Origin of the sequence: Sphingobium indicum BiD32 (genome assembly GCF_000382885.1) — a bacterium.
GTDB lineage: Bacteria > Pseudomonadota > Alphaproteobacteria > Sphingomonadales > Sphingomonadaceae > Sphingobium > Sphingobium japonicum_C.
The window spans coordinates 1-19,428 of sequence record NZ_CAVK010000170.1; the positions used below are offsets into that span (position 1 = coordinate 1).

19 protein-coding genes are annotated in these 19,428 nt (G+C 63.8%); 9 read left to right on the plus strand and 10 right to left on the minus strand.

Annotated features, from left to right (window positions below; translation table 11 throughout):
• The coding region (locus tag EBBID32_RS16695) for a hypothetical protein (protein ID WP_037491397.1) at positions 1–357 on the plus strand (357 nt) is incomplete at its 5' end.
• On the opposite strand, the gene EBBID32_RS16700 is transcribed toward EBBID32_RS16695, so the two are convergent.
• Positions 358–1,254 (minus strand): LysR family transcriptional regulator, encoded by an 897-nt coding sequence (locus EBBID32_RS16700; protein WP_006961637.1) that lies wholly within the window; start codon positions 1,252–1,254, stop codon positions 358–360.
• A gap of 102 nt (positions 1,255–1,356) precedes the next feature.
• Here EBBID32_RS16700 and EBBID32_RS16705 point away from each other — a divergent pair, with 102 nt between their 5' ends.
• Both EBBID32_RS16705 and EBBID32_RS16710 read left to right on the plus strand, forming a co-directional pair.
• Positions 1,357–2,097, plus strand: coding sequence for an SDR family oxidoreductase (locus EBBID32_RS16705; protein WP_006961638.1), 741 nt, complete (start codon positions 1,357–1,359; stop codon positions 2,095–2,097).
• Positions 2,098–2,119: 22 nt separating this feature from the next.
• The gene (locus EBBID32_RS16710; RefSeq protein WP_006961639.1) at positions 2,120–3,019 is read left to right on the plus strand and encodes an SDR family oxidoreductase; all 900 of its coding nucleotides are present in this window, start codon (positions 2,120–2,122) and stop codon (positions 3,017–3,019) included.
• 134 nt (positions 3,020–3,153) lie between these two features.
• On the opposite strand, the gene EBBID32_RS16715 is transcribed toward EBBID32_RS16710, so the two are convergent.
• The gene (locus tag EBBID32_RS16715; RefSeq protein ID WP_006961640.1) at positions 3,154–4,125 is read right to left on the minus strand and encodes an AraC family transcriptional regulator; all 972 of its coding nucleotides are present in this window, start codon (positions 4,123–4,125) and stop codon (positions 3,154–3,156) included.
• Between the two features lie 305 nt (positions 4,126–4,430).
• On the opposite strand from EBBID32_RS16715, the gene EBBID32_RS16720 reads away from it, so the two are divergent.
• The 5 genes from EBBID32_RS16720 (at position 4,431) to EBBID32_RS16740 (ending at position 8,842) form a co-directional block, all read left to right on the plus strand.
• Positions 4,431–5,321 carry an MFS transporter gene (locus tag EBBID32_RS16720; RefSeq protein WP_006961641.1) on the plus strand — a complete coding sequence of 297 codons (891 nt, stop codon included), beginning with the start codon at positions 4,431–4,433 and terminating at the stop codon, positions 5,319–5,321.
• 47 nt (positions 5,322–5,368) lie between these two features.
• A complete protein-coding gene (locus EBBID32_RS16725; RefSeq protein ID WP_006961642.1) occupies positions 5,369–6,277 on the plus strand; it encodes a LysR family transcriptional regulator in 909 nt (302 codons plus the stop codon).
• A gap of 143 nt (positions 6,278–6,420) precedes the next feature.
• Positions 6,421–7,161 carry an SDR family oxidoreductase gene (locus EBBID32_RS16730; protein WP_006961643.1) on the plus strand — a complete coding sequence of 247 codons (741 nt, stop codon included), beginning with the start codon at positions 6,421–6,423 and terminating at the stop codon, positions 7,159–7,161.
• 26 nt (positions 7,162–7,187) lie between these two features.
• Positions 7,188–8,045 (plus strand): NmrA family NAD(P)-binding protein, encoded by an 858-nt coding sequence (locus EBBID32_RS16735; protein ID WP_006961644.1) that lies wholly within the window; start codon positions 7,188–7,190, stop codon positions 8,043–8,045.
• Positions 8,042–8,842 carry an SDR family NAD(P)-dependent oxidoreductase gene (locus EBBID32_RS16740; RefSeq protein ID WP_231382229.1) on the plus strand — a complete coding sequence of 267 codons (801 nt, stop codon included), beginning with the start codon at positions 8,042–8,044 and terminating at the stop codon, positions 8,840–8,842. The genes EBBID32_RS16735 and EBBID32_RS16740 overlap by 4 nt, the downstream gene beginning before the upstream one ends.
• Positions 8,843–9,076: 234 nt before the next feature.
• Here the strand turns inward: EBBID32_RS16740 and EBBID32_RS16745 are convergent, their stop codons facing one another.
• Positions 9,077–9,640 carry a TetR/AcrR family transcriptional regulator gene (locus EBBID32_RS16745; RefSeq protein ID WP_006961646.1) on the minus strand — a complete coding sequence of 188 codons (564 nt, stop codon included), beginning with the start codon at positions 9,638–9,640 and terminating at the stop codon, positions 9,077–9,079.
• A gap of 867 nt (positions 9,641–10,507) precedes the next feature.
• Between EBBID32_RS16745 and EBBID32_RS24210 the strand changes: the two genes are divergently transcribed.
• A complete protein-coding gene (locus tag EBBID32_RS24210) occupies positions 10,508–10,798 on the plus strand; it encodes a hypothetical protein (protein ID WP_156022600.1) in 291 nt (96 codons plus the stop codon).
• A 269-nt stretch (positions 10,799–11,067) separates the two neighbouring features.
• Here the strand turns inward: EBBID32_RS24210 and EBBID32_RS16760 are convergent, their stop codons facing one another.
• From EBBID32_RS16760 to EBBID32_RS16790, 7 genes are all read right to left on the minus strand, one after another.
• Complete coding sequence (locus EBBID32_RS16760; RefSeq protein ID WP_006961651.1) at positions 11,068–12,312, minus strand: TolC family protein; 1,245 nt, start codon at positions 12,310–12,312, stop codon at positions 11,068–11,070.
• Complete coding sequence (locus EBBID32_RS16765) at positions 12,309–12,608, minus strand: DUF3240 family protein (protein ID WP_006961653.1); 300 nt, start codon at positions 12,606–12,608, stop codon at positions 12,309–12,311. Before EBBID32_RS16765 ends, EBBID32_RS16760 begins: the two co-directional genes overlap by 4 nt.
• On the minus strand, positions 12,601–15,672 hold the full coding sequence (locus EBBID32_RS16770; protein WP_006961655.1) for an efflux RND transporter permease subunit: 3,072 nt from the start codon (positions 15,670–15,672) through the stop codon (positions 12,601–12,603). Before EBBID32_RS16770 ends, EBBID32_RS16765 begins: the two co-directional genes overlap by 8 nt.
• A 7-nt stretch (positions 15,673–15,679) precedes the next feature.
• Positions 15,680–16,807, minus strand: coding sequence for an efflux RND transporter periplasmic adaptor subunit (locus EBBID32_RS16775; protein ID WP_006961657.1), 1,128 nt, complete (start codon positions 16,805–16,807; stop codon positions 15,680–15,682).
• Positions 16,808–16,856: 49 nt separating this feature from the next.
• The gene (locus EBBID32_RS16780) at positions 16,857–17,876 is read right to left on the minus strand and encodes a sensor histidine kinase (protein ID WP_037491403.1); all 1,020 of its coding nucleotides are present in this window, start codon (positions 17,874–17,876) and stop codon (positions 16,857–16,859) included.
• Positions 17,873–18,550 (minus strand): response regulator, encoded by a 678-nt coding sequence (locus EBBID32_RS16785; RefSeq protein ID WP_037491405.1) that lies wholly within the window; start codon positions 18,548–18,550, stop codon positions 17,873–17,875. The genes EBBID32_RS16780 and EBBID32_RS16785 overlap by 4 nt, the downstream gene beginning before the upstream one ends.
• A 108-nt stretch (positions 18,551–18,658) precedes the next feature.
• Positions 18,659–19,405: a cytochrome b/b6 domain-containing protein gene (locus EBBID32_RS16790; protein ID WP_231382230.1), complete on the minus strand. Its 747-nt coding sequence runs from the start codon at positions 19,403–19,405 to the stop codon at positions 18,659–18,661.
• Positions 19,406–19,428 lie beyond the last annotated feature (23 nt).

The window sequence follows — 19,428 nt, forward strand, 5'->3', positions numbered from 1 at the left end:
TCGAATTTGTCGTTGCACACAGGAGCGTTGATCGGCACGGGTTCCACCGCGGTGATGGTGCTCCTGTGCCTGAGCGGTTGGGCTGGGGCCTGGACGCTGCTGCCGCTGCTCTTTCTCAGCAACGCCTGCTACGGCCTGCTCGGCCCGCATGCGAGCCACGAGGCGCTTGTGCCGATGGGCAGCATGGCCGGCATTGCCGCCGCGGTGCTTCGGTCGTGCCAGATGCTGCTCGGCGCCGCCGCCGGCAGCGTGGCGATCGCTCTCGCGCCGGTCGGCCCTGCGGTCGGCATGAGCCTGACCATGCTCGCCGCAGCCCTGGCCAGCCTGATCTCGATCCGCGTTGCGCGCCCTGCCTGATCAGCGCGGCAGCTTCGCGGCGAACTCCTTCGCCAGCCAGTCGACGAAAACGCGTACACGCGGAGACAATTGGCGCGTCCGTGTGTAGAGCACATGGACCGGCAAGGCGGAAGGCGGGAAGTCCAGCAGAATCTCAACCAGAGAGCCCGCCGCGATATCTTCTGCAACCCTGTAGCGTGGCACCTGGATCAGTCCGAATCCAAGTCGCGCTGCCGAGACATTTGTCTCGGCGCCGGTGACCATGATGCTGGCCGGCAGGATCATCGTCTGGACTTTTCCAGCGGCGGTGAATTCGAGCGGAATTACCTCGCCCGTCACGTGGGACATATAGCCGATCATGCGATGGCCATCGAGTTGCTGCAGCATCCGTGGGACGCCGTGCCGATCCAGATAGTCCGGGCTGGCGAACGTGCCTTGTTCCAGGGTGGCGATGCGCCGGCCGATCAGCGAGCTGTCGGGCAGTTCTCCTACCCTCAGCACGCAATCCACGCCGTCTCGGGTCAAATCCACGAACCCGTCCGCCTCGCTGACCAGCAACTGGATGCCGGGATAGGTCTCCAGGAAGAGCGGCAGACCCGGCATCATGAAATGCCTCGCAAGGGTGCCGTGGACATCGACCCGGAGCAAGCCTGTCGGTTTCGCGCCGCTAAAGGCTGCCTCCGCCTCTTCGATATCAGCGACGATGGACAGGCAGCGGCGATAGAAGGCCTCTCCATCGAGAGTCGGGCGGACCTGCCGGGTCGTCCGCTGGAGCAACTGCGCACCTAGTCGGCGTTCCAGCTCCTGGATGCCCTGCGTAACGCTGGACCGTGGCACACTGAGATCGCGGGCGGCTGCAGCGAAGCTGCGGCGCTCCACGATCCGGACAAAGAGACGCATCGCGTCGATACGATCCATAAGATTGTTCCAGATATCGAATGCAGATGGCGAGGATAGGCTAATTATCCAAATTCACCAGAGGACTATGTTGTTCGTCAGATGCTCACAGGAGAAACCCGTATGACCCAGGAAACCAATAAAGTCGCCGTCGTGACCGGCGCATCGCGCGGCATCGGCGCCGCCATCGCGCGGCGATTGGCGGCGGACGGATTCGTCACCATCGTCAACTATTCCGGCAGTGAGGCGGCCGCGGAGTCGATCGTCCAGGAGATCGAACAGGCTGGGGGTCGGGCGCGATCGGCAAGGGCCGACGTCGGCGACGCCGATGCTGTCCGTCGCATGTTCGAGGCCGCCGAGACCGCCTTCGGCGGCGTGGACGTGCTGGTGAACAATGCCGGCGTGATGGGCCTCGCTCCCATCGGCGCGACGGACGATGCAACCTTCGACCGGCTGATCGCGATCAACCTGAAAGGCACCTTCAACACGTTGCGCGAGGCGGCGAACCGGCTGCGTGAGGGCGGACGGATCATCAATTTCTCGTCCAGCGTGGTGGGGCTCTACCAGCCCACTTACGGCATTTACGCAGCGACCAAGGCCGGCGTCGAAGCCATGACGCATGTTCTCTCAAAGGAACTGCGCGGCCGAAGCATCACCGTGAACACCGTGGCCCCCGGCCCGACGGCGACGGATCTCTTCCTCAACGGCAAGTCGCAGGATGTGGTCGATCAGTTGGCCAGGCTCGCGCCGCTCGAGCGGCTGGGACAGCCGGACGATATCGCCAACGCCGTCGCCTTCCTCGCCGGTCCCGACGGCGCCTGGATCAACGGGCAGGTGCTGCGCGCCAACGGCGGAATCATCTGAACAGGAAATATGGAGAACAACGATGAGCAAGGTCATTCTCGTCACTGGCGCCTCCAGTGGCTTCGGCCGCATGGCGGCCAATCACTTCGCCCAGGCCGGACACACGGTTTATGCCAGCATGCGCAGCCTGTCCGGGCGGAACACAACGCAGGTCGCCGAGGTCGCGGAATATGCCAGGATGCATGGCGTCGACCTGCGCACGGTCGAACTCGACGTGACATCGCAGGATTCGGTCGATGCCGCGGTCGCCAAGGTGATCGCAGATACGGGCCGCATCGACGTGGTGGTCCACAATGCCGGTCACATGGCCTACGGACCGGCGGAAGCCTTCCTGCCCGAGCAATACATCCAGCTTTACGACATCAACGTCGTTGGTACGCAGCGTCTCAATCGCGCAGTCCTGCCGCATATGCGCAAGCAGGGCGAAGCCTTGCTGCTCTGGGTGGGTTCGTCCAGCACCCGCGGAGGTACGCCGCCTTATTTGGCGCCCTATTTTGCGGCGAAGGCGGCGATGGATGCGCTGGCGGTCAGCTACGCTTCCGAGCTGGCCCGCTGGGGCGTCGAGACGACGATCGTCGTGCCGGGTGCCTTCACGAAGGGCACCAATCACTTCGCCCACGCCGGCGCACCCGGTGACGAGCGGCGCGCGGAGGAATACGCCAACGGGCCGACCGCCGACATCGCTGATATCAGCATGAAGGGCCAGATCGCAGCGGAGCCGGCCGATGCCGATCCCGAGGAGGTCGCCCGGGTCATGGTGAAGGTGGTCGAAACGCCTTTCGGCAAGCGCCCCTTCCGCGTCCACATCGATCCATCGGACGATGGCGCCGAGGTGGTCAACGCCGTGGCGGACCGGATGCGGATCGAGGTTCTCCACCGCTTCGGGCTGGGCGATCTGCTGAAACCCCGCGCGGCGGCCTGATCGGGCATAGGCTTGCTCCGGGGAAAGTCCCTGGAGCAAGCCACCGATCTATGATGATCGTCCTGGAAATGCGGCCGGATGCCAGCCTTGCGATCGCGGCGCCATAGACGCTCGATGCAGAGGCGGCGCCTTCGTCAGGCCACAACCCGGAATGGGCGGGCCTCTGCGTGCGGGAGCGGCAGACGGGTTTCGCCGAAGGTCTGTTGCCATCTGCACCTCCCGGGAGCCACTCCGATGATGCGCTTGAACGCATGGCTGAAGGCGCTTTCGGATTTATATCCGACCGCCTCAGCAATCTCGGCGATCGAGGCGCCCGTCCTTAAATCCCGTTCGGCGATATGCATTCGCCAGGTCGTTAGATAAGTCAGCGGCGGAATTCCCATGATGCGCCGGAAGCGAACGGCAAAAGAGGTCCGCGGCATTCCGGCCGCCTGCGCAAGCTCTTCCAGATTCCAGTTGCGAGCCGGCTCGCTGTGCATGCGGCTGAGCGCCGGCGCCAGCTTCTTGTCGCCCAGACCTTTGAGCCAACCGCCGTCATTTCCGGGGGCGTGCATGAGGTATGCCCTGAGGGTCTTCACGAACAGCAATTGCGCCAGCTCGGCGATGACGATCGTGTGCCCAGGCCGCCCTTGCAGTTCCAGTTCCGAGAGCAATTGCTTGAGCAGCCATCCCAATGTCGAAGCCTCGTTTGCGGCGCTGCTCACGACCAGAACCGGCGGCAACCCGGCAAGAAGCAGGGGCTGCCGTCGTTCGTCGACAGTGACGGCACCTCCCAGCATGATGAAGTCTTCACCGCGGCCGAGCCGGTATATGCCGGCTTCATCCCTGAAGAGCGGCGTGTTCTCTGCATCGCGGATCAGTCCGGGAGTGCTGGCGAGGATTAGCGGACGCGTTCCGTTCATGACCAGTATGTCGCCGGCCTCAAAACGCAACGGTTCGGCCATGCCTTCCATGAACCACCACGCCTTCCCTTCGATCGCAGCGCAGAACTTGATCGCGTTAAGGTTGGCGAAGCGTCGTGCCCATTCTCCACCCGCTATCATTCGACCCGAAATAGCGGATCGCGCATGCACCATTTCCAGCAGGTCAGAGAGAGGATCGGTCATTGGAATTGAATTCTCGGGCATCCGCCAGAGCCTTTCAAGCGCAATAGTTCGATCCAGGCTCGGTCGGTACCGTCCGAACCGTAACTCTGCTCCAGTGCATGAACGGCCGTTCGGTGCGCCAATACGTACCTGCCAATGCTCAGGGCAGCTTCCTGTTCAGGGCCGCGCGGCGATCGGCGATCGGTGCATATTTGAACGTAGGCGCATGAATTCGGAACTTTGACGCATTAGCGGTTCGACACTTTTCTATAAGCTATGCCGAATGGTTTCGGGAGAGGTCGCGCACCGCCTTACAAGGAGAGCCAATGAAAAGAGCCGAACATCAGCTTGCCGCAGGCGCAGCGCGTTCACCGCGGCTCCGGGATCCCTGGCTATTGCTGATGGCCGTAGGTCTCGGGTTCCTTGAGGGGATCGATCTCATCGCGGTCGGCTATACGCTGCCAAGGATGTCGAGCGATTTGGCGCTCGATTCAGCTCAAGCAGGCCTGGTCGCAAGCACTGCGCTGTTCGGACTGATGATCGGGGCCATCGTCGGCGGCCGTGCCGCGGACCTGTATGGACGCCGTCCGATAATACTCGTGTCGATCCTGATGATGGCGCTCGGGTCGATCGGAACCGCCTCGGCCTTCAGCTATCAATCGTTGCTCATCGTTCGGCTTGTTGCCGGGCTTGGATGTGGTGGTCTGTTCCCGATGCTTGTGACGATGGCAGGCGAAGCTGCCAGGCCTTCGTTCCGGTCAACGGCGATCGGCATCATGATGACGAGCGGTCCGCTTGCCGGGATAGCTGCCGGCCTGCTGGCGCTTTATCCGGATTGGCGTCTCGTTTTCTATATTGGCGGCGTCGGCCCCCTGCTGTTCCTGCCGTTTATCTGGCGACGAGTTCCTTCCGGCGGTCCTGCTCAGGAACTCGAAGCAAGCGCGGCGGTACGCACTTCCTTCCTTGAGGCGCTGGCAGGAGGACAGCGGCTGATCGGAACCCTTCTCATCTGGTCGATCGCCTTCTGCTCCACACTCGTGGTCTATGTTTTCCTGAATTGGCTACCGTCGTTGCTGAGAGCGCATGGTGTCGGTGATGTGGAAAGCAACATCGCCCTCATCGTTTATTCCGTGGGCGGCATTTTCGGGAACCTTGCGGGAGGCGCCGGAGTCGACCGCAATCAGGCTGTCTCCGCGGATGAACCCGCCTTTGACTGAACTCACGCTCCGTCGCACTATCCGTGACGAATAATGAGGAATGAGGCGTGGCGTTCGATGGAAGGGTGCTGGCGGGGGTGAGCGTGCTCGCCGCGGTGGTGGAGAATGGCAGCTTCGTGAAGGCGGCGGACGTGCTGGGGCTCTCGGCGTCCGGCGTCAGCCGGGCGATATCGCGACTCGAGAGCCGGATCGGTGTACGGCTGCTCGACCGAACGACACGGGCTCTTCATCTCACTGGTGAAGGACGTCTCTTCTACGAGCAGGTTCTTCCGCATCTCGATGGCATCGAGGAGGCGGCGATACTTGCGTCGGGATCTTCGAAGGTCGTGCGAGGCCGCCTGCGCGTAAACGTCGACCCCTATTTTTCGCGGCTCGTCCTGGCGCCACGCCTTACAGATTTCATCCGGGCCTATCCGGAGCTTACGATCGAACTGCTGACGAGCGATACGATGGGAGATCTGGTATCCGAGGGGATCGACGTCGCGGTCCGTTTCGGGCCGCAGAGCGAGTCGTCGCAGATATCCCGTGTGCTGCTGCAAACCCGAATTCTCACGGTTGCAGCGCCGTCCTACCTGGAGAAGCATGGCAGGCCGGCTGGACCGTCGGATTTGTCGCGACATGCCTGCATCCAATACAGAGACCCGCTGACGGCCCGCCCCTTCGGATGGGAATTGCAGCGCGGGAAGCGGATCGTTCCCGTCGAAGTCTCGGGGCCCCTCCTCGTAACAGACGTCGGAACGATGCTTGGCGCGTGCCTCGCAGGCGCCGGGATTGCTCAGGTAATGGCGCTCGGTATCCAGGACCTGCTGGATGGCGGGCAATTGATCGAGCTGTTTTCCGATTGGCCCGGAGAGACATTCCCCCTCCATGTCATCCATCCGTCCCGACGGCATCCCGCAGCAAAAGTCCGCGCATTCATCGACTTCTGTGGCAGGATCGCCGTCCCGGAAGCGTGACTGAGGTCGCCTTGACCTGAGCGAACTCCAAGAGGGCGGGCCGGCGGATTGCCAGCAAAACGTCACGAATGTCATGACAAAGCGGCACTGAAGGCCTGGATCACTTCGCGGTATTCTTGGGCTCGCTCAGATGGGAGGCCGCAATGGATATCAAAGGTTGCACCGCTTTGGTCACCGGCGCCAATCGCGGACTAGGCAAGGCCTATGTGGACGCGCTCTTCGCGCACGGCGCTGCAAAGGTGTATGCTGGAGCGCGAGATCCGGCGACCGTCGCTGATAGCCGGGCGACGCCATTGCAGCTCGACGTGACGTCGTCCGAGCAAATTGCAAGGGCGGTTTCCGCCTGCCCCGATGTCACACTTCTCATCAATAACGCCGGCGCCATGCTCGCGACGCCTATCATCGCCCCAAACGCCGAGGCAGCCTTGCGTGCGGAGATGGAAGTCAATGTCTTCGGCGTGCTCCGCATGGCAAACGCCTTTGCCCCGGTTCTCGCCCGCAACGGGGGCGGAGCTATCGCCAACATGCTCTCCGTCGTGAGCTGGTACGTCTATCCTTTCAACGCCACGTACTGCGCTACGAAACATGCCGCGTTGGCGGTCACCAACGCGTTAAGGGTGCAGCTCAAGGGCCAGGGCACTCAGGTGTCGGGCGTCTATGCCGGCTTTATCGACACGGACATGGCTGCTGCGGTCGAGGCGGAGAAGACACCCCCAGCGCAGGTCGCCGAGCGAACCCTTGAGGGAATAATTCATGGCCTTGACCACGTCTATTCAGACGTGGCGGCGGAGGATCTGTGGGCAATAGCCAGCAGTAGTCCGGCCCAACTCGAAGCCATGTGCCAGGCCCTGTGGGATGCCGGGCCGCCGACCTGGGCGGTGTGAGGCAATCACGACTGATGGAGAAGCACATGTATGTAGTCACCGGAATCACCGGGCAGGTCGGCGGCGCCGTCGCGCAGGCCCTGCTCGGGGCGGGCCTCCCCGTTCGCGCGGTTGTCCGAAACGCGGAGAAGGGCGCAGCGTGGGCCGCCAGGGGATGCGAGATCGCGGTGGCGGACGTCCTCGATCCCGAAGCGCTGAAGGGCGCCTTTGCGGATGCCGAAGCGGTGTTTCTGATGATGCCGCCGAACTATGATCCCGAGCCTGGGTTTCCGCAAACAATGGAGATCGCTGCTGCGGTTATGTCGGCCATCGAGGTCGCGCGGCCGGGCAGGCTGGTGTTTCTGTCGACTGTCGGTGCGCATGTCGAGGAGCCGATGCTCCTCAACAATTCGAGGCTGATGGAGGAGGCGCTGCGCCGCACCCCCATCCCGGTCTGCTCCCTGCGCGCTGCCTGGTTCATGGAGAATGCGAGCTGGGACGTGGGAGCAGCACGAGAGGGCGTGGTTCCGAGCTTCCTTCAGCCACTGGATCATGCGATCCCGATGGTCGCCACGGCCGACATCGGACAGACAGCGGCGAGCCTGTTGCAGGAAGACTGGACCGGCGTGCGCGTCGTCGAACTTGAGGGCCCGGAGCGCTACTCCGCAAATGATATCGCCTCCGCTTTCTCGTCGGCCCTCGGTCATCCTGTCGAGATGAAGCCAGTGCCTCGCGATAGCTGGGAGGCCTTGTTTCGCTCACAGGGCATGGCCAACCCGATGCCACGCATTCGCATGCTCGACGGTTTCAACGAGGGCTGGATCGATTTCGAACGAAAGGGCACCGAGCATCGAATTGGAACGGTGAGGCTCGATGGCGTCATCAAGGCGCTCGTCGCGAGGTGAGTTCCGAGGCGGAGAAGAAGCGCGTGCGGAGAGTGTTCATCACGGGATCATCGACCGGGCTCGGTCTGATGGCCGGCCAGTTGCTTGCAGAGCAAGGCCATAGGGTTGTCCTTCATGCGAGGAACGACGCGCGCGCAGCTGATGCGCGGCGGGCGCTGCCGGCGGTGGAGGCAGCGGTCGTAGGAGATCTGTCGAGTATCGCAGGGGCCCGCCATGTCGCAGAGCAGGTAAACGGACTCGGCCGCTTCGATGCCGTGATCCACAACGCCGGCGTCGGGTATCGCGAACGAGAACGTCTCGAGACGGAGGACGGCCTATCGCATGTCTTCGCGATCAACGTCCTGGCGCCTTACATCCTGACGGCACTGATCGAAAAACCAGATCGGCTCGTCTATCTTAGTTCGGGCATGCATCGCGGCACGAACGCGGATGTCAGTGATCTGGCATGGCGGCGCCGTCGATGGAACGGCTCCGAAGCCTATGCGGAAAGCAAATTCCACGACGTGCTTCTCGCCTTTGCGATTGCACGACGCTGGCCGTCCGTCTTGTCCAATTCCCTCGAGCCGGGCTGGGTGCCGACCCGTATGGGCGGGCCAGGCGCGCCGGACGACATGGATCAGGCACATCGTACGCAGGCTTGGCTGGCCACCAGCGACGATCTGGGAGCAAGGGTCACGGGCCGCTATTTCTATCACATGCGGGAGCGCACGCCGAACCCGAGGACGATCGACCCGAATTTACAGGATGCGCTCATAGCCGCTTGCCAAAAGCTTTCGCGGATTGCGCTCCCGGCGTGAACAACGGCCTCGCCGCCCGAGACGATGAACCAATCTGAAGCGGAGCAATGCCGCTATCCAAGCTCGCCGCACTGGATCAACTCCGAACTCGAACTCTCCCACTCACCGACTGTGGGAAACTGCTTCAGGAACCTCGGATAAGCCTTGGCATAAGTGAAACCACTCAAGGCCCTTGCCGCGCCAACCTCTAAATGCCGTCCGAACTGGAAGTGCCAGCGGCCGAGGGCGAACTGCTCAAGATTCGGGCGTCCGTAGCGTGAGTGCAATAAGTCCCTTCAGCATACGCCGAAGTTCGGCTCCGTCCTTGGCCACGATTTTGAAACCGCGCATCGCGCTCGACAGGATATGTGCGACTTTGCTTGGCGATAGCTTGAGGTATTGGATATCAGTCCCGGCATCCGCCACCACTGCTGCAAGAAGGCTTTCGAATTTCTCATAAACCGCTTTGTGGGCGTCGCGTGCGAAATGGGGCGTTGCGTCCACGATTTCCTGCGCCTCTGGCGAGTTCTTATTGCGGTCGAAAGTGCTGACGGTCCAGACCTCGAAGGCATAGAGCAGCTTGGCTGAGGCAGATTCATAAGCGCCAAGGTTGGACGAGATTTCATCGACGAGAAGTGTGCCTTGACGAGCGAGCGCCTCGCTAAATACCTGCTCCTTGCTCTGGAAATACAGATAAAGGCCGGGCCTCGATATGCCAGCGGCCTCCGCGATCTCGTTCATCGACACGCGCTTGAAGCCATAGCGGAAAAACACCTCCAGGGCGCGATCAAGGATATGGTGGCGTTTCCTTTCATTCATCACGATACGGATAGACGCTTGATGTCCGGCCGTCAAAGTGACACAGTTTGTCGTGGTCCCCTATTCGGGCATATGGTCGAATGCGGGCCTCGAGCCGAACTCTCGCTGGAAATACGAACGAAAGAACAGGCGATCTTGAAATTATTGGTGAGTAATTTTACCAGTGTAGCCACTTATATTGGATAGTCTAAGCGGAATATCCAAAGAGTTTCATGATAATTATTTTTCACGAATAGTGGTTACACGAATGCGTACATAAGGATGTCGTAAATATTAAGGAAAGGTGTGTTGAGGTTGGTGCGTTGATCATGCACATTCAGCAGGTGTGACCGCAACCCGATAATTTGTGGGCAAATGCCATCCAGCATGTTTGTCCCTTCATGACAGCAAAAAGGGCATCGGACTCCGCATGGCCCCAGCCTCGCGCGTCCTTGGGCAAATCACCGGACGCAAACCGAGATACGTGAGCGATCGAGCGAGAGCCTATCGATGAACTGGTATCCAAGGTCGTGGCAATCAGCGCGAGTCCTCAATTCTCAGATGTGATGGTCCGCGCAAGGCAATAGCTGGATTTCGCTCAGTTCGCCTTCGCCTATGAGCACGCTCCTACAACGCTGCCACTACGAGCATTCTCCTGCATGACAATTCCGAACGATGGGCGAGGCCGAGGTAGCGATCAGATGTGTCACCACGACAAGAAGACCGATCGCTCCACGGCTGTTCGCAGGAGGAGTTGAAGCTTGGCGAAGGCCTGCTCGATCGCATTCAGATTTCGAAGGTACCGGATTGTGCTGTGGCCGCTTAACGCAACGGTAAAAAACCACACCGTCGAACGTCAATACGGAGGCGGAGCAAGGGGTGGTCCTTATGCCCATGGTGGCGCGTCTGCGTGCGGCTCATTGGTCGGGACCAGGATGCGCGCGTCAGATTGCAAGTTGCAGGACCGAGACGACGATCCCGGCAAGCAGCAGTAGCGTGGTCTTCCTACGCGCCGCCTTGTTTGCAAAGTCAAATACCCAGGATCGACGACATGCCGAGTACGCCACCAAGAACGGCGTTGAAGATCGGCTAGATCCACTGTGGGGCCTGATATCCCGGACCATCTTCGTGCACGCCCAGGATCTGCACAATGCCGCTGAGGGCAAAGAAGATGATTAACGGGGCGAAGAATAGATCTAGCCAGTTGTGGTATGCGGCAGGCGGCGCTGGGTTATGCATTGACGCGCGTCATTCTCAATATCCGCGGCTGTTCGGCAGAAACCACTCGGCGATCCGCCGATCCATTGCCGGCCAAGCGGGCAGCCGCAAGCCCCTGCCCCACTGACCTCGACGGCGAAACTGGGCTGATTCCTTTTCCGCTGTTGGAGATATCTATGAAAGCACGCTGCTAACGGGGGCAGCCTCGGCAAACACCCGCAGCCGAGCGATCATTGCACATTCTCGTCAGGTGCCCAGATGCTGTGCGAGTCGATCTGCAGCTTCAGCAAGGCGCGGGCCGCCTCGGAACGCGCCTCGATTTCCGAGCGCCGGCTGTCCTTGGCCTGCCGGCGGGCATAGAGCATGTCAGCCAGATCAATCTCGCCGAGTTGGTAACCCCGCTCGGTCCTTCCAACGGCCTGCTCCGCGCTTTGCGCCGACTCCTGCGCGCTCCGCCACGCCTCCAGCCGCGTGCGCGCGTTGGACAAGTCTGCGTCGGCGACGGCAGCGACCGATCGCTGGACGTTGGCGAGTTCGAGGCTGGCGGCACTCGCCTCGGCCGAGGCCAGATCGGCCGCGGCACGGCGATAACCGCCGCCCAGCGGAATGGACGCCACCACGCCGGCGCCTCGCTCCATGCCGCTGCGCTCGCTGAACAGGCGGACCCCGAAGGATGGATCGGCAATTCGGTCCGCCCGGACCCGTTGCGCGACGACAGCGAGCCGCTGCGCCTCGCGATCGGCGGCCCGGATCTCATGGCTGCGCTCGATCACCAGCGCCCGCATGGCTTCAAGATCCTGCGACGGCAGTTTGGGCAGGGCAAGCTCAGGCGGTTCTGGCGGGAGCGGTATCTCCGGAAATGTGGCCGCAAGCATCACGCGCGCCTGCTCGCGGGCAGAGCGAGACGCCGCAGCCTGCGCCTTTGCCTGCGCAAGAGCCGCCGACCCCTGATCGAGATCGAGCGCCGAGGCATCGCGCAACTGCACGCGGCGTTGCAGCGCCGCCAGCGCCGCCTCCAGCGAACGCACCGTGTCGAGGTCGTTGCGGTGAAGGCTGCCGGCGGTGAGCCAGTCATGCCAGAGGCCGGAAAACATCAAGGCCGTCTGATGGCGGGCATCCTCCATCTGGTTCTCCGCGACCTCGACGCCAAGCGCACCCGATTTGCGGTCGAGCGTCGCCTTGCCCGGCAAGCGGAACGGTCGGGTAACTGTGGTGTCGAACTCATCATAGCCGCCCTCGCGGTCAACGCTGCGGCGAATATAGCTGCTGGTGACCAGAACCTCATGGGTGCCCTTGCGCAACATGTCGCCCTGGGCCCGTGCGGCTGCGACTCTCGCTGCTGCGGCGGCAACAGTCGGATGGTTGTCGAGCGCTTCATTGATCTTCTCGACCGGTGGAAGGTCGGCGCGTTGGGCGTGGAGCGTGCCAGGGGCCAGCGACAGGAGCACGGCCAAGGCAAGGACGGATGGCCTCATGCGATCCTCCCCCGGTGGACCACCGACAAGGCACGCCAGCGAACCGGCTGCTCGTGCCGGGAGGCCGTCACCGCAGCGACCACCTCGTCCAGCGCTGCATCCGCGACGATAAGCTCGATCGCGTTGCGCCGGAGATTGCCCGTGACCTGCTCGGCGGCCCGCGCGTCGCTGAAATCCCGGCCACGCACGGCTTCCTCGCGAATATGGATCGGCGCCTGCGCGATGGAGCGGAGCGCCTCCACGACCGCCTCCACGTCCCGGATCGCGCAGTGGAAGGTCAGAAGCAGGTCAGGCATTTCCGGTTTCCCTGGCACTTTCGCCAAAGCGCTCGAACAGGATCGGCAGCAGCACGAGCGTCAGCAGGGTGGAGGTGATAAGCCCGCCGATGACGACGATCGCGAGCGGGCGCTGGATCTCCGATCCCGGACCGCTGGCGAACAACAGGGGCACAAGGCCGAAGGCGGTGATGCTGGCGGTCATCAAGACCGGGCGCAGCCTGCGTTCCGCGCCCTGCCGGACCGCCTCGGCCATGCTATAGCCCTCGGCCAGGAGCTGGCGGAAATAAGCCACCAGCACGAGGCCGTTCAGCACGGCGATGCCGAGCAGGGCAATGAACCCGACCGACGCGGGCACCGAGAGATATTCGCCCGAGGCCCAGAGCGAGACGAGGCCGCCCACCATCGCGAAGGGGATATTGAGCAGGATGAGGATCGCGGCGCGCAGCGACCGGAGCGTCGCCAGCAGCACGAAGAAGATCAGCAACAGCGCCACCGGGATGACGAGCATCAGCCGGGCCGAGGCGCGCTGCTGGTTCTCGAACTGGCCGCCCCAGACGATGCGATAGCCGGAGGGCAGCTTCACCTTCGCAGCCACCGCCGCCTTGGCTTCGTCGACATAACCGACCAGGTCGCGTCCCGAGACGAAGGCCTGCACCAGCGCGAAACGAGAACCGTTCTCATGGTCGAGCTTGACCGGCCCTTCGGTCCTCTCGACGCGGGCCATGTCGCTGACGCGCGCCAACACGCCGTCCGGTGTCTTCAGTTGCAGGTCGGCGAAGCGGGAGGGATCGGAACGCAGGCTCTCGTCCCCCCGGATGACGATCGGCACGCGCTTCTGCCCCTCGGCCACAATACCGGCCCGGACGCCTTCCACCTGGGCGCGCAGGGCATCCTGTAACTGGTCGACCGGCATGCCGAACCGCCCCGCCGCTGTGCGGTCGATGTCGAGCTGGAGATAATCGACGCTGTCATTCGCGACGGTCAGCACCTCGGAGGCGCCGCGAATGCCCTGGAGCGCGTGCTGGACCTGTCCGGCGAGATCGCCGAGCGTCGCCAGGTCCGGGCCGAAGATCTTGACCGCCAGGTCGCCGCGCGCGCCAGTCAGCATTTCGGAGACGCGCATCTCTATCGGTTGGGTGAAGCTCGGCTGGATGCCGGGCAATCCCTCGATCGCCTTGCGGATCTCGCCGACGACGAAGTCCTTGTCGCCGCGCCACTCGGACTGCGGCTTCAGTCGGATGAAACTGTCGGTCTCGTTCGGACCCATCGGATCGAGGCCGATCTCGTCCGAGCCGACGCGCGCGATCACGTCCTGCACGTCCGGCACGGAACGAAGCGCCCGCTGCACCGCAAGGTCGCCTTTCAGCGACTGGTCGAGGCTGATCGAGGGCAGCTTAGTGAGCTGGACGATCACCGAACCCTCGTCCATCGTCGGCATGAAGGTCTTGCCGACCGCGCCATAAGCCATGCCGGCGATCACAAGGCCCGCGCCCGCCAGGCCATAGACCGCGCGCTTGTGGGCAAACGCGGCCTCCAGCAGCGCGTGATAGCGCGGCGAGAACTGGCGCATAACCCATGGCTCGCCATGTTGGCCGCTCTTGAGGCCGAAGGACGACAGGACAGGAACCAGCGTCAGCGCCAGCAGCAGCGATCCGGCGAGCGCGAAGATGATGGTGAGCGCCACCGGCGCGAACAGTTTGCCCTCGAGCCCCTGGAGCGCGAGCAGCGGCAGGAAGACGAGCGCGATGATGACAATGCCGGCCGAGACCGGCACGATGACCTCGCTTGAGGCCTGGAAGATCAGGTTGAGGCGTGGATGGCCTTCTTCATGCGCCCGCCCCAGCCGCTCGACGATATTCTCGACGACCACCACCGCGCCGTCGACCAGCATGCCGATCGCGATGGCGAGACCGCCCAGGCTCATCAGATTGGCCGACAGGCCCATGCCGCGCATGAACAGGAAGGTGATCAGCGCCGCCATCGGCAGGGTCGCGGCCACGATCGCGGCGGCGCGCCAGTCGCCCAGGAACAGGACGAGCAGGACAACCACGAGGATCGTAGCTTCGAGCAGCGCTTCCTCGACCGTGCCGACGGCGCGGCCGATAAGGTCGGATCGGTCGTAGAAGACATCGATATGGGTGCCCGCCGGCAGAGTCTTCTGAAGCTCCGCCAGCCGGGTGCGGACACCGTCGACGACCAGGCGGGCATCCGCGCCGCGCAAGGCGATCACCAGCCCCTCGACGGCCTCCCCCTCGCCATTCTTGGTGACCGCACCGTAGCGGGTGAGGCTGCCGGTTCCGACGGATGCGACATCACCCAATCGGATGATGCGGCCGTCGCGGCTGGCGATCACCAGCGATTGGAGATCCTCGACCGTGCGGATCGCGCCGACCGCGCGCACGATCAGCGATTCCTCGCCGCTGGTGAGCCGGCCCGCACCGTCGTTGCGATTGCCGCTCTCGATCGCGCCGCGCAGGTCAGCGATCGAAAGCTTCGCGCTGGCCAGCGCCACCGGATCGGGCCTTACCTCGAATGTCCGCACATAACCGCCGAGCGCGTTGACGTCGGCGACGCCGGGCACGGTGCGCAGCGCGGGCCGGATCGTCCAGTCGAGCAGTTCGCGCTTCTGCTGGAGGCTGAGCGGCCCTTCGATCGTGAACATGTAGACGTCGGACAGCGGCGTCGAGATCGGCGCGAGGCCGCCGCTGACCGAGGCGGGCAGATCGGCCATCACGCCTGACAGGCGTTCGGCGACCTGCTGGCGCGCCCAGTAGATGTCGGTGCCGTCGATGAAGTCGATGGTGATGTCGGCAATGGCATATTTGGCGGTCGAGCGCAGGATCGCCTGGTTGGGAATGCCGAGCATCTCCATTTCGATCGGCGTGATGACGCGGCTCTCCACCTCCTCGGGCGTCATGCCCGGCGCCTTGAGGATCATCTTGACCTGCGTCTGAGCGATATTGGGATAGGCATCGACCGGCAGGTTCACGAACGCCCATGCGCCGAGGCCGGCAACCGTCAGGGCGAGAGCGAGCACGAGCAGGCGATAGGACAGGCCCATGGCCACCAGCGAACGCAGCATTGGCCGGTTACCGCGACAAGGCGAGCGCTTTGAGCGCGCTCGTGCCGGCGATGACGACCTGCTCGCCGGGCTTCACGCCGGACAGCAGGACAGCCTGGCTTCCATTCGCCCCGCCGCTCTTGACGTCGCGCACCGCAAAGCCGCCCTTGGTGGCGACGAAGACGACAGTCCGGCCTCCCATCGTCGTGACGGCGGCGGCAGGCAAGGCTACCGCGCCCGCGGGCGCCGGGCCGGAAATAAGCAGGTTGGTCGCCCGCCCCGCCACGATGCCCGGACCGGGGGCAATCTCGGCCTTCACGCTGGCAGAACGGGTCGCCGGATCGATCGTAGATCCCACAGCCGTCACGCGGCCCTGAATGTCCGGATCGATCCGCACCACCATGCCCGGGTGGACCAGTCCCACTAGCCGCTCGGGCAGTTGGCCAAGGACTTCGTAACGGTTCGCTGCATCGATCACATAAGGCGCGGTCGTGCCGTCCACCGAATTTCCGGTCTGGATGCTGGCCGTGGTGATGCGGCCCGCGATCGGCGCCGTCAGCGTATAGCTGCCGCTTGCACCATGGCCGTTGACCATGCGCAGGATACGCGCCTTCTCGGACACGTCGGCGCTGGTTTCCACGGCGATCGCATGAGCCTCGTCGGCGCGGGCGCCGGCAATGATGCCTTCGCGGCTGAGCTGTGACAGGCGGGCAGCGTTCGATCGAGCGACTCCGAGGCGTGCGTTCGCGCGGGTCAGGTCCGCGCCCATCATCAGAACCTCGCGGCTCGAAATGACCGCCAGCGGCTGCCCCTGCCGCACCGTGTCGCCTTCGACGACCAGCGTGCGCATCACCACGCCCGGCAATGTCGCGGCCACCGCCACGCGCGCATTGGCGGGCGGCTGGATCACCGCTGGCACCGTCGCGAGCGGGGCCTGCTGCGCGGCGACGGCGGGAGCGAGGCGGATGCCAAGCTGGGCCACCCGCTTGCTATCGACCTTGAGGTCTCCGGAGACGGTCCCGGTACTTGCGGGAACCGTCTCCGGCCGCGCCGCTGGGGGGGCTGGCGCGTTCGGGTTCGCCGTGATCCACCAAAGGCCGGACACGATGCCGACCATCACCACGGCGCCAATGGAAAGATGGGCTCGGCTGTTCATGCCTCTCGGCTAGAGGAGCAAACTGACCGCTCCCTGACGGCGAGAAGATTTAGCTGTTGTCCGGGAAGCGCAGCGACAATTCGCGCACTTCGGGATCGGTCGTCAGCGTGCCGCCATGCGCGGCCATGATCCGCTCGACAATGGCGAGGCCCAGACCGGCGCCATCCTTACTGGCATGGTCGGCACGGCTGTGGCGGCGAACCAGATCATGCAAACGATCGAGGGAAAGCCCCGGCCCCTCGTCCCTGACGCGAATGACGGGACCGGGGCCGACATGGACCTGGATGACGCCGCCGGTTGGCGTCGCGCGGACTGCATTTTCGATGAGATTGCGCAGCGCCGCCGCAATCGCCTCGCGCCGGCCGCGCACGACCGGAGCCTCCGTTTCGGCTTCCAGCATGATCGTCCGACCAGCCGCAATCACGCCGGGCGCCAACAGGCTGACGACGTCCCTCGCCACGTCAGCGAGCGGCACTGTCTCGGGCGCTATTTGCGCCGCTGTGGCGGCATCGATCTGAGCGAGCAGCATCAACTGGTCGATCAGCCGCCGCATCGCCGCCACATCGCCCTTCAGACGAACGGCCTCGGCATGATCGAGGCGATCCAACTCCAGCGAGAGGACAGCGAGCGGCGTGCGCAGTTCGTGGGCGACGTCGGCGGCAAATGCCTCCTGCCGGGCGGCCGCGTCATCGAGGCGCGCGAGGAGATCGTTGACGGCGTCCATGAACGGCAAAGCCTCGGCCGGAATCGGCGACGTGTCGATCCGGAAACCGCGCTCATGCCCCCGCGCCGCCTCGATCCGCATGGCCGCCTCCTCCATGGGCACGAATGCCTGGCGAATGACCCGAAAGCTGACGAACGCCATGGGCACCATCAGCACCAGCAGCGGCAGCGCGACATGCTCCAGCATCTCGCGAATCGCACGGATCGTGGCATCCCTGGCGCTGAGATCGGCGAAGGATAGGCGATAGAAGAAGGCAACCGCGCCAAGCAGCAATACAGCGCCGACCAGGCTGACGACCCCCAATCCGCGGATCAATCTTCGGGCAACGGATCGGCGGCGAGTCATATCGCGGTTTCCCGCAGCATGTAGCCGACGCCGCGAATCGTGTGGAGGTTCTCGCTGGCACCAACCTCATCAAGCTTACGCCGCAATCGCGACATCGCCGCTTCCACGGCATTGGGTGTGACCGGCTCGTTGAAGCTGTAGAGAGCATCCTCGATGGCACCGCGTGGTACGACGGTCCCGGCCCGGCGCATCAGCAACTCCAGCAAGTCCGCCTCGCGTCGGGACAGTTCGATCGCCCTGCCGCAATAGCGCGCGCTACGCCTGGCAGCATCGAACGCCAGGTCACCGACCTCCAATACGGACTGCATGCGAGGGCCGGGCCGTCGCAGCAACGCGCGAATCCGCGCGGCAAGTTCATCGATCTCGACCGGCTTGACCACATAGTCGTCCGCGCCGGCATCCAGGCCGGTCACGCGGTCCTCCAGGGCGCCGCGCGCGGTCTGGATGATGGCTGGCGGAACCTGGCCGCACCGGCGCCTCTTGGCCAGCCAGTCGATCCCGTCGCCGTCGGGCAGGCCCAGGTCCAACGCGATGGCGTCATAAGCCGCGCCGTCCATGGCGTTGTCGGCGCTGGCCAGGCTGCCGGCAATATCGCACGAGAAACCCCGGCGTTGCAGACCTTCGGCGATCAGCATCGCCAGCCGGTCATTGTCCTCGACGATAAGCACACGCACGACGCATCATTCTCCTGGGTCCGGCTGCTGTGCTCGACACGCTATGTGCACCGCTGAACACCGACCCCTGCGGCGGTCGTCGCGAGGATCGAGCATGAATGCAATGTTTCAATCCTTGTCGGTGCCCCCCGCAGACTCACTGGACTGATGATCGCCGCCGTGCCGTTCGCCTCGCTCGGTCTCCAGCCTCGGCCCGAAAGCAGCGGCGTCGAACCGGAGGATCGCGACGACCGTCGCGGCGATGACTGCGCCACCAGCCAGCAATGCCATCGGGCCGGGCGCGCGGGCATCACGGGTGCCGGCATGGAGGGCGGTGCGCTTGCGGCCTGTGATCATCGCCCGCACGAGATTCTCGCGCGTCACCATCGACATCGCGATGACGGCCACCACATGGATGCCGATCAGCGCCAGGAGCCCGTAGGCCAGTGCTTCGTGGAGATCTTCGCTTCCCCTGCCCGCATCGAGCTGGATGCCCGTCCATAAGACGGCAGCGACACCCGCGAGCAGGGCGAGAACCGCCAGCGCACCGAGGGGATTATGGCCGACCGAATGTTCCGGATCGCGAGACAGGAGGGAGCGGATATGGCCAGCAACAAGGGATGGCCGAACGAAATTAACGAAGCGGGCATGCTTGCCGCCGACGAACCCCCAAACCAGGCGAAAGACAATGAGCACCGCAGCCGTCCAGCCGGCCGCAATGTGCCATGCAGCGATAGGACTGTCGCCCTCTGAGGAAAGGAATGCGATCGCAATTGCCGCAACAAGGAACCAGTGGAACAGCCTGAGCGGCACGTCCCAAACCTTCAGCACATCCTCGCGAACATGTTTCCCGGTGACCATCGCCTTCTCCTTCAACAGGAGATTAGCGGCGGCAACTG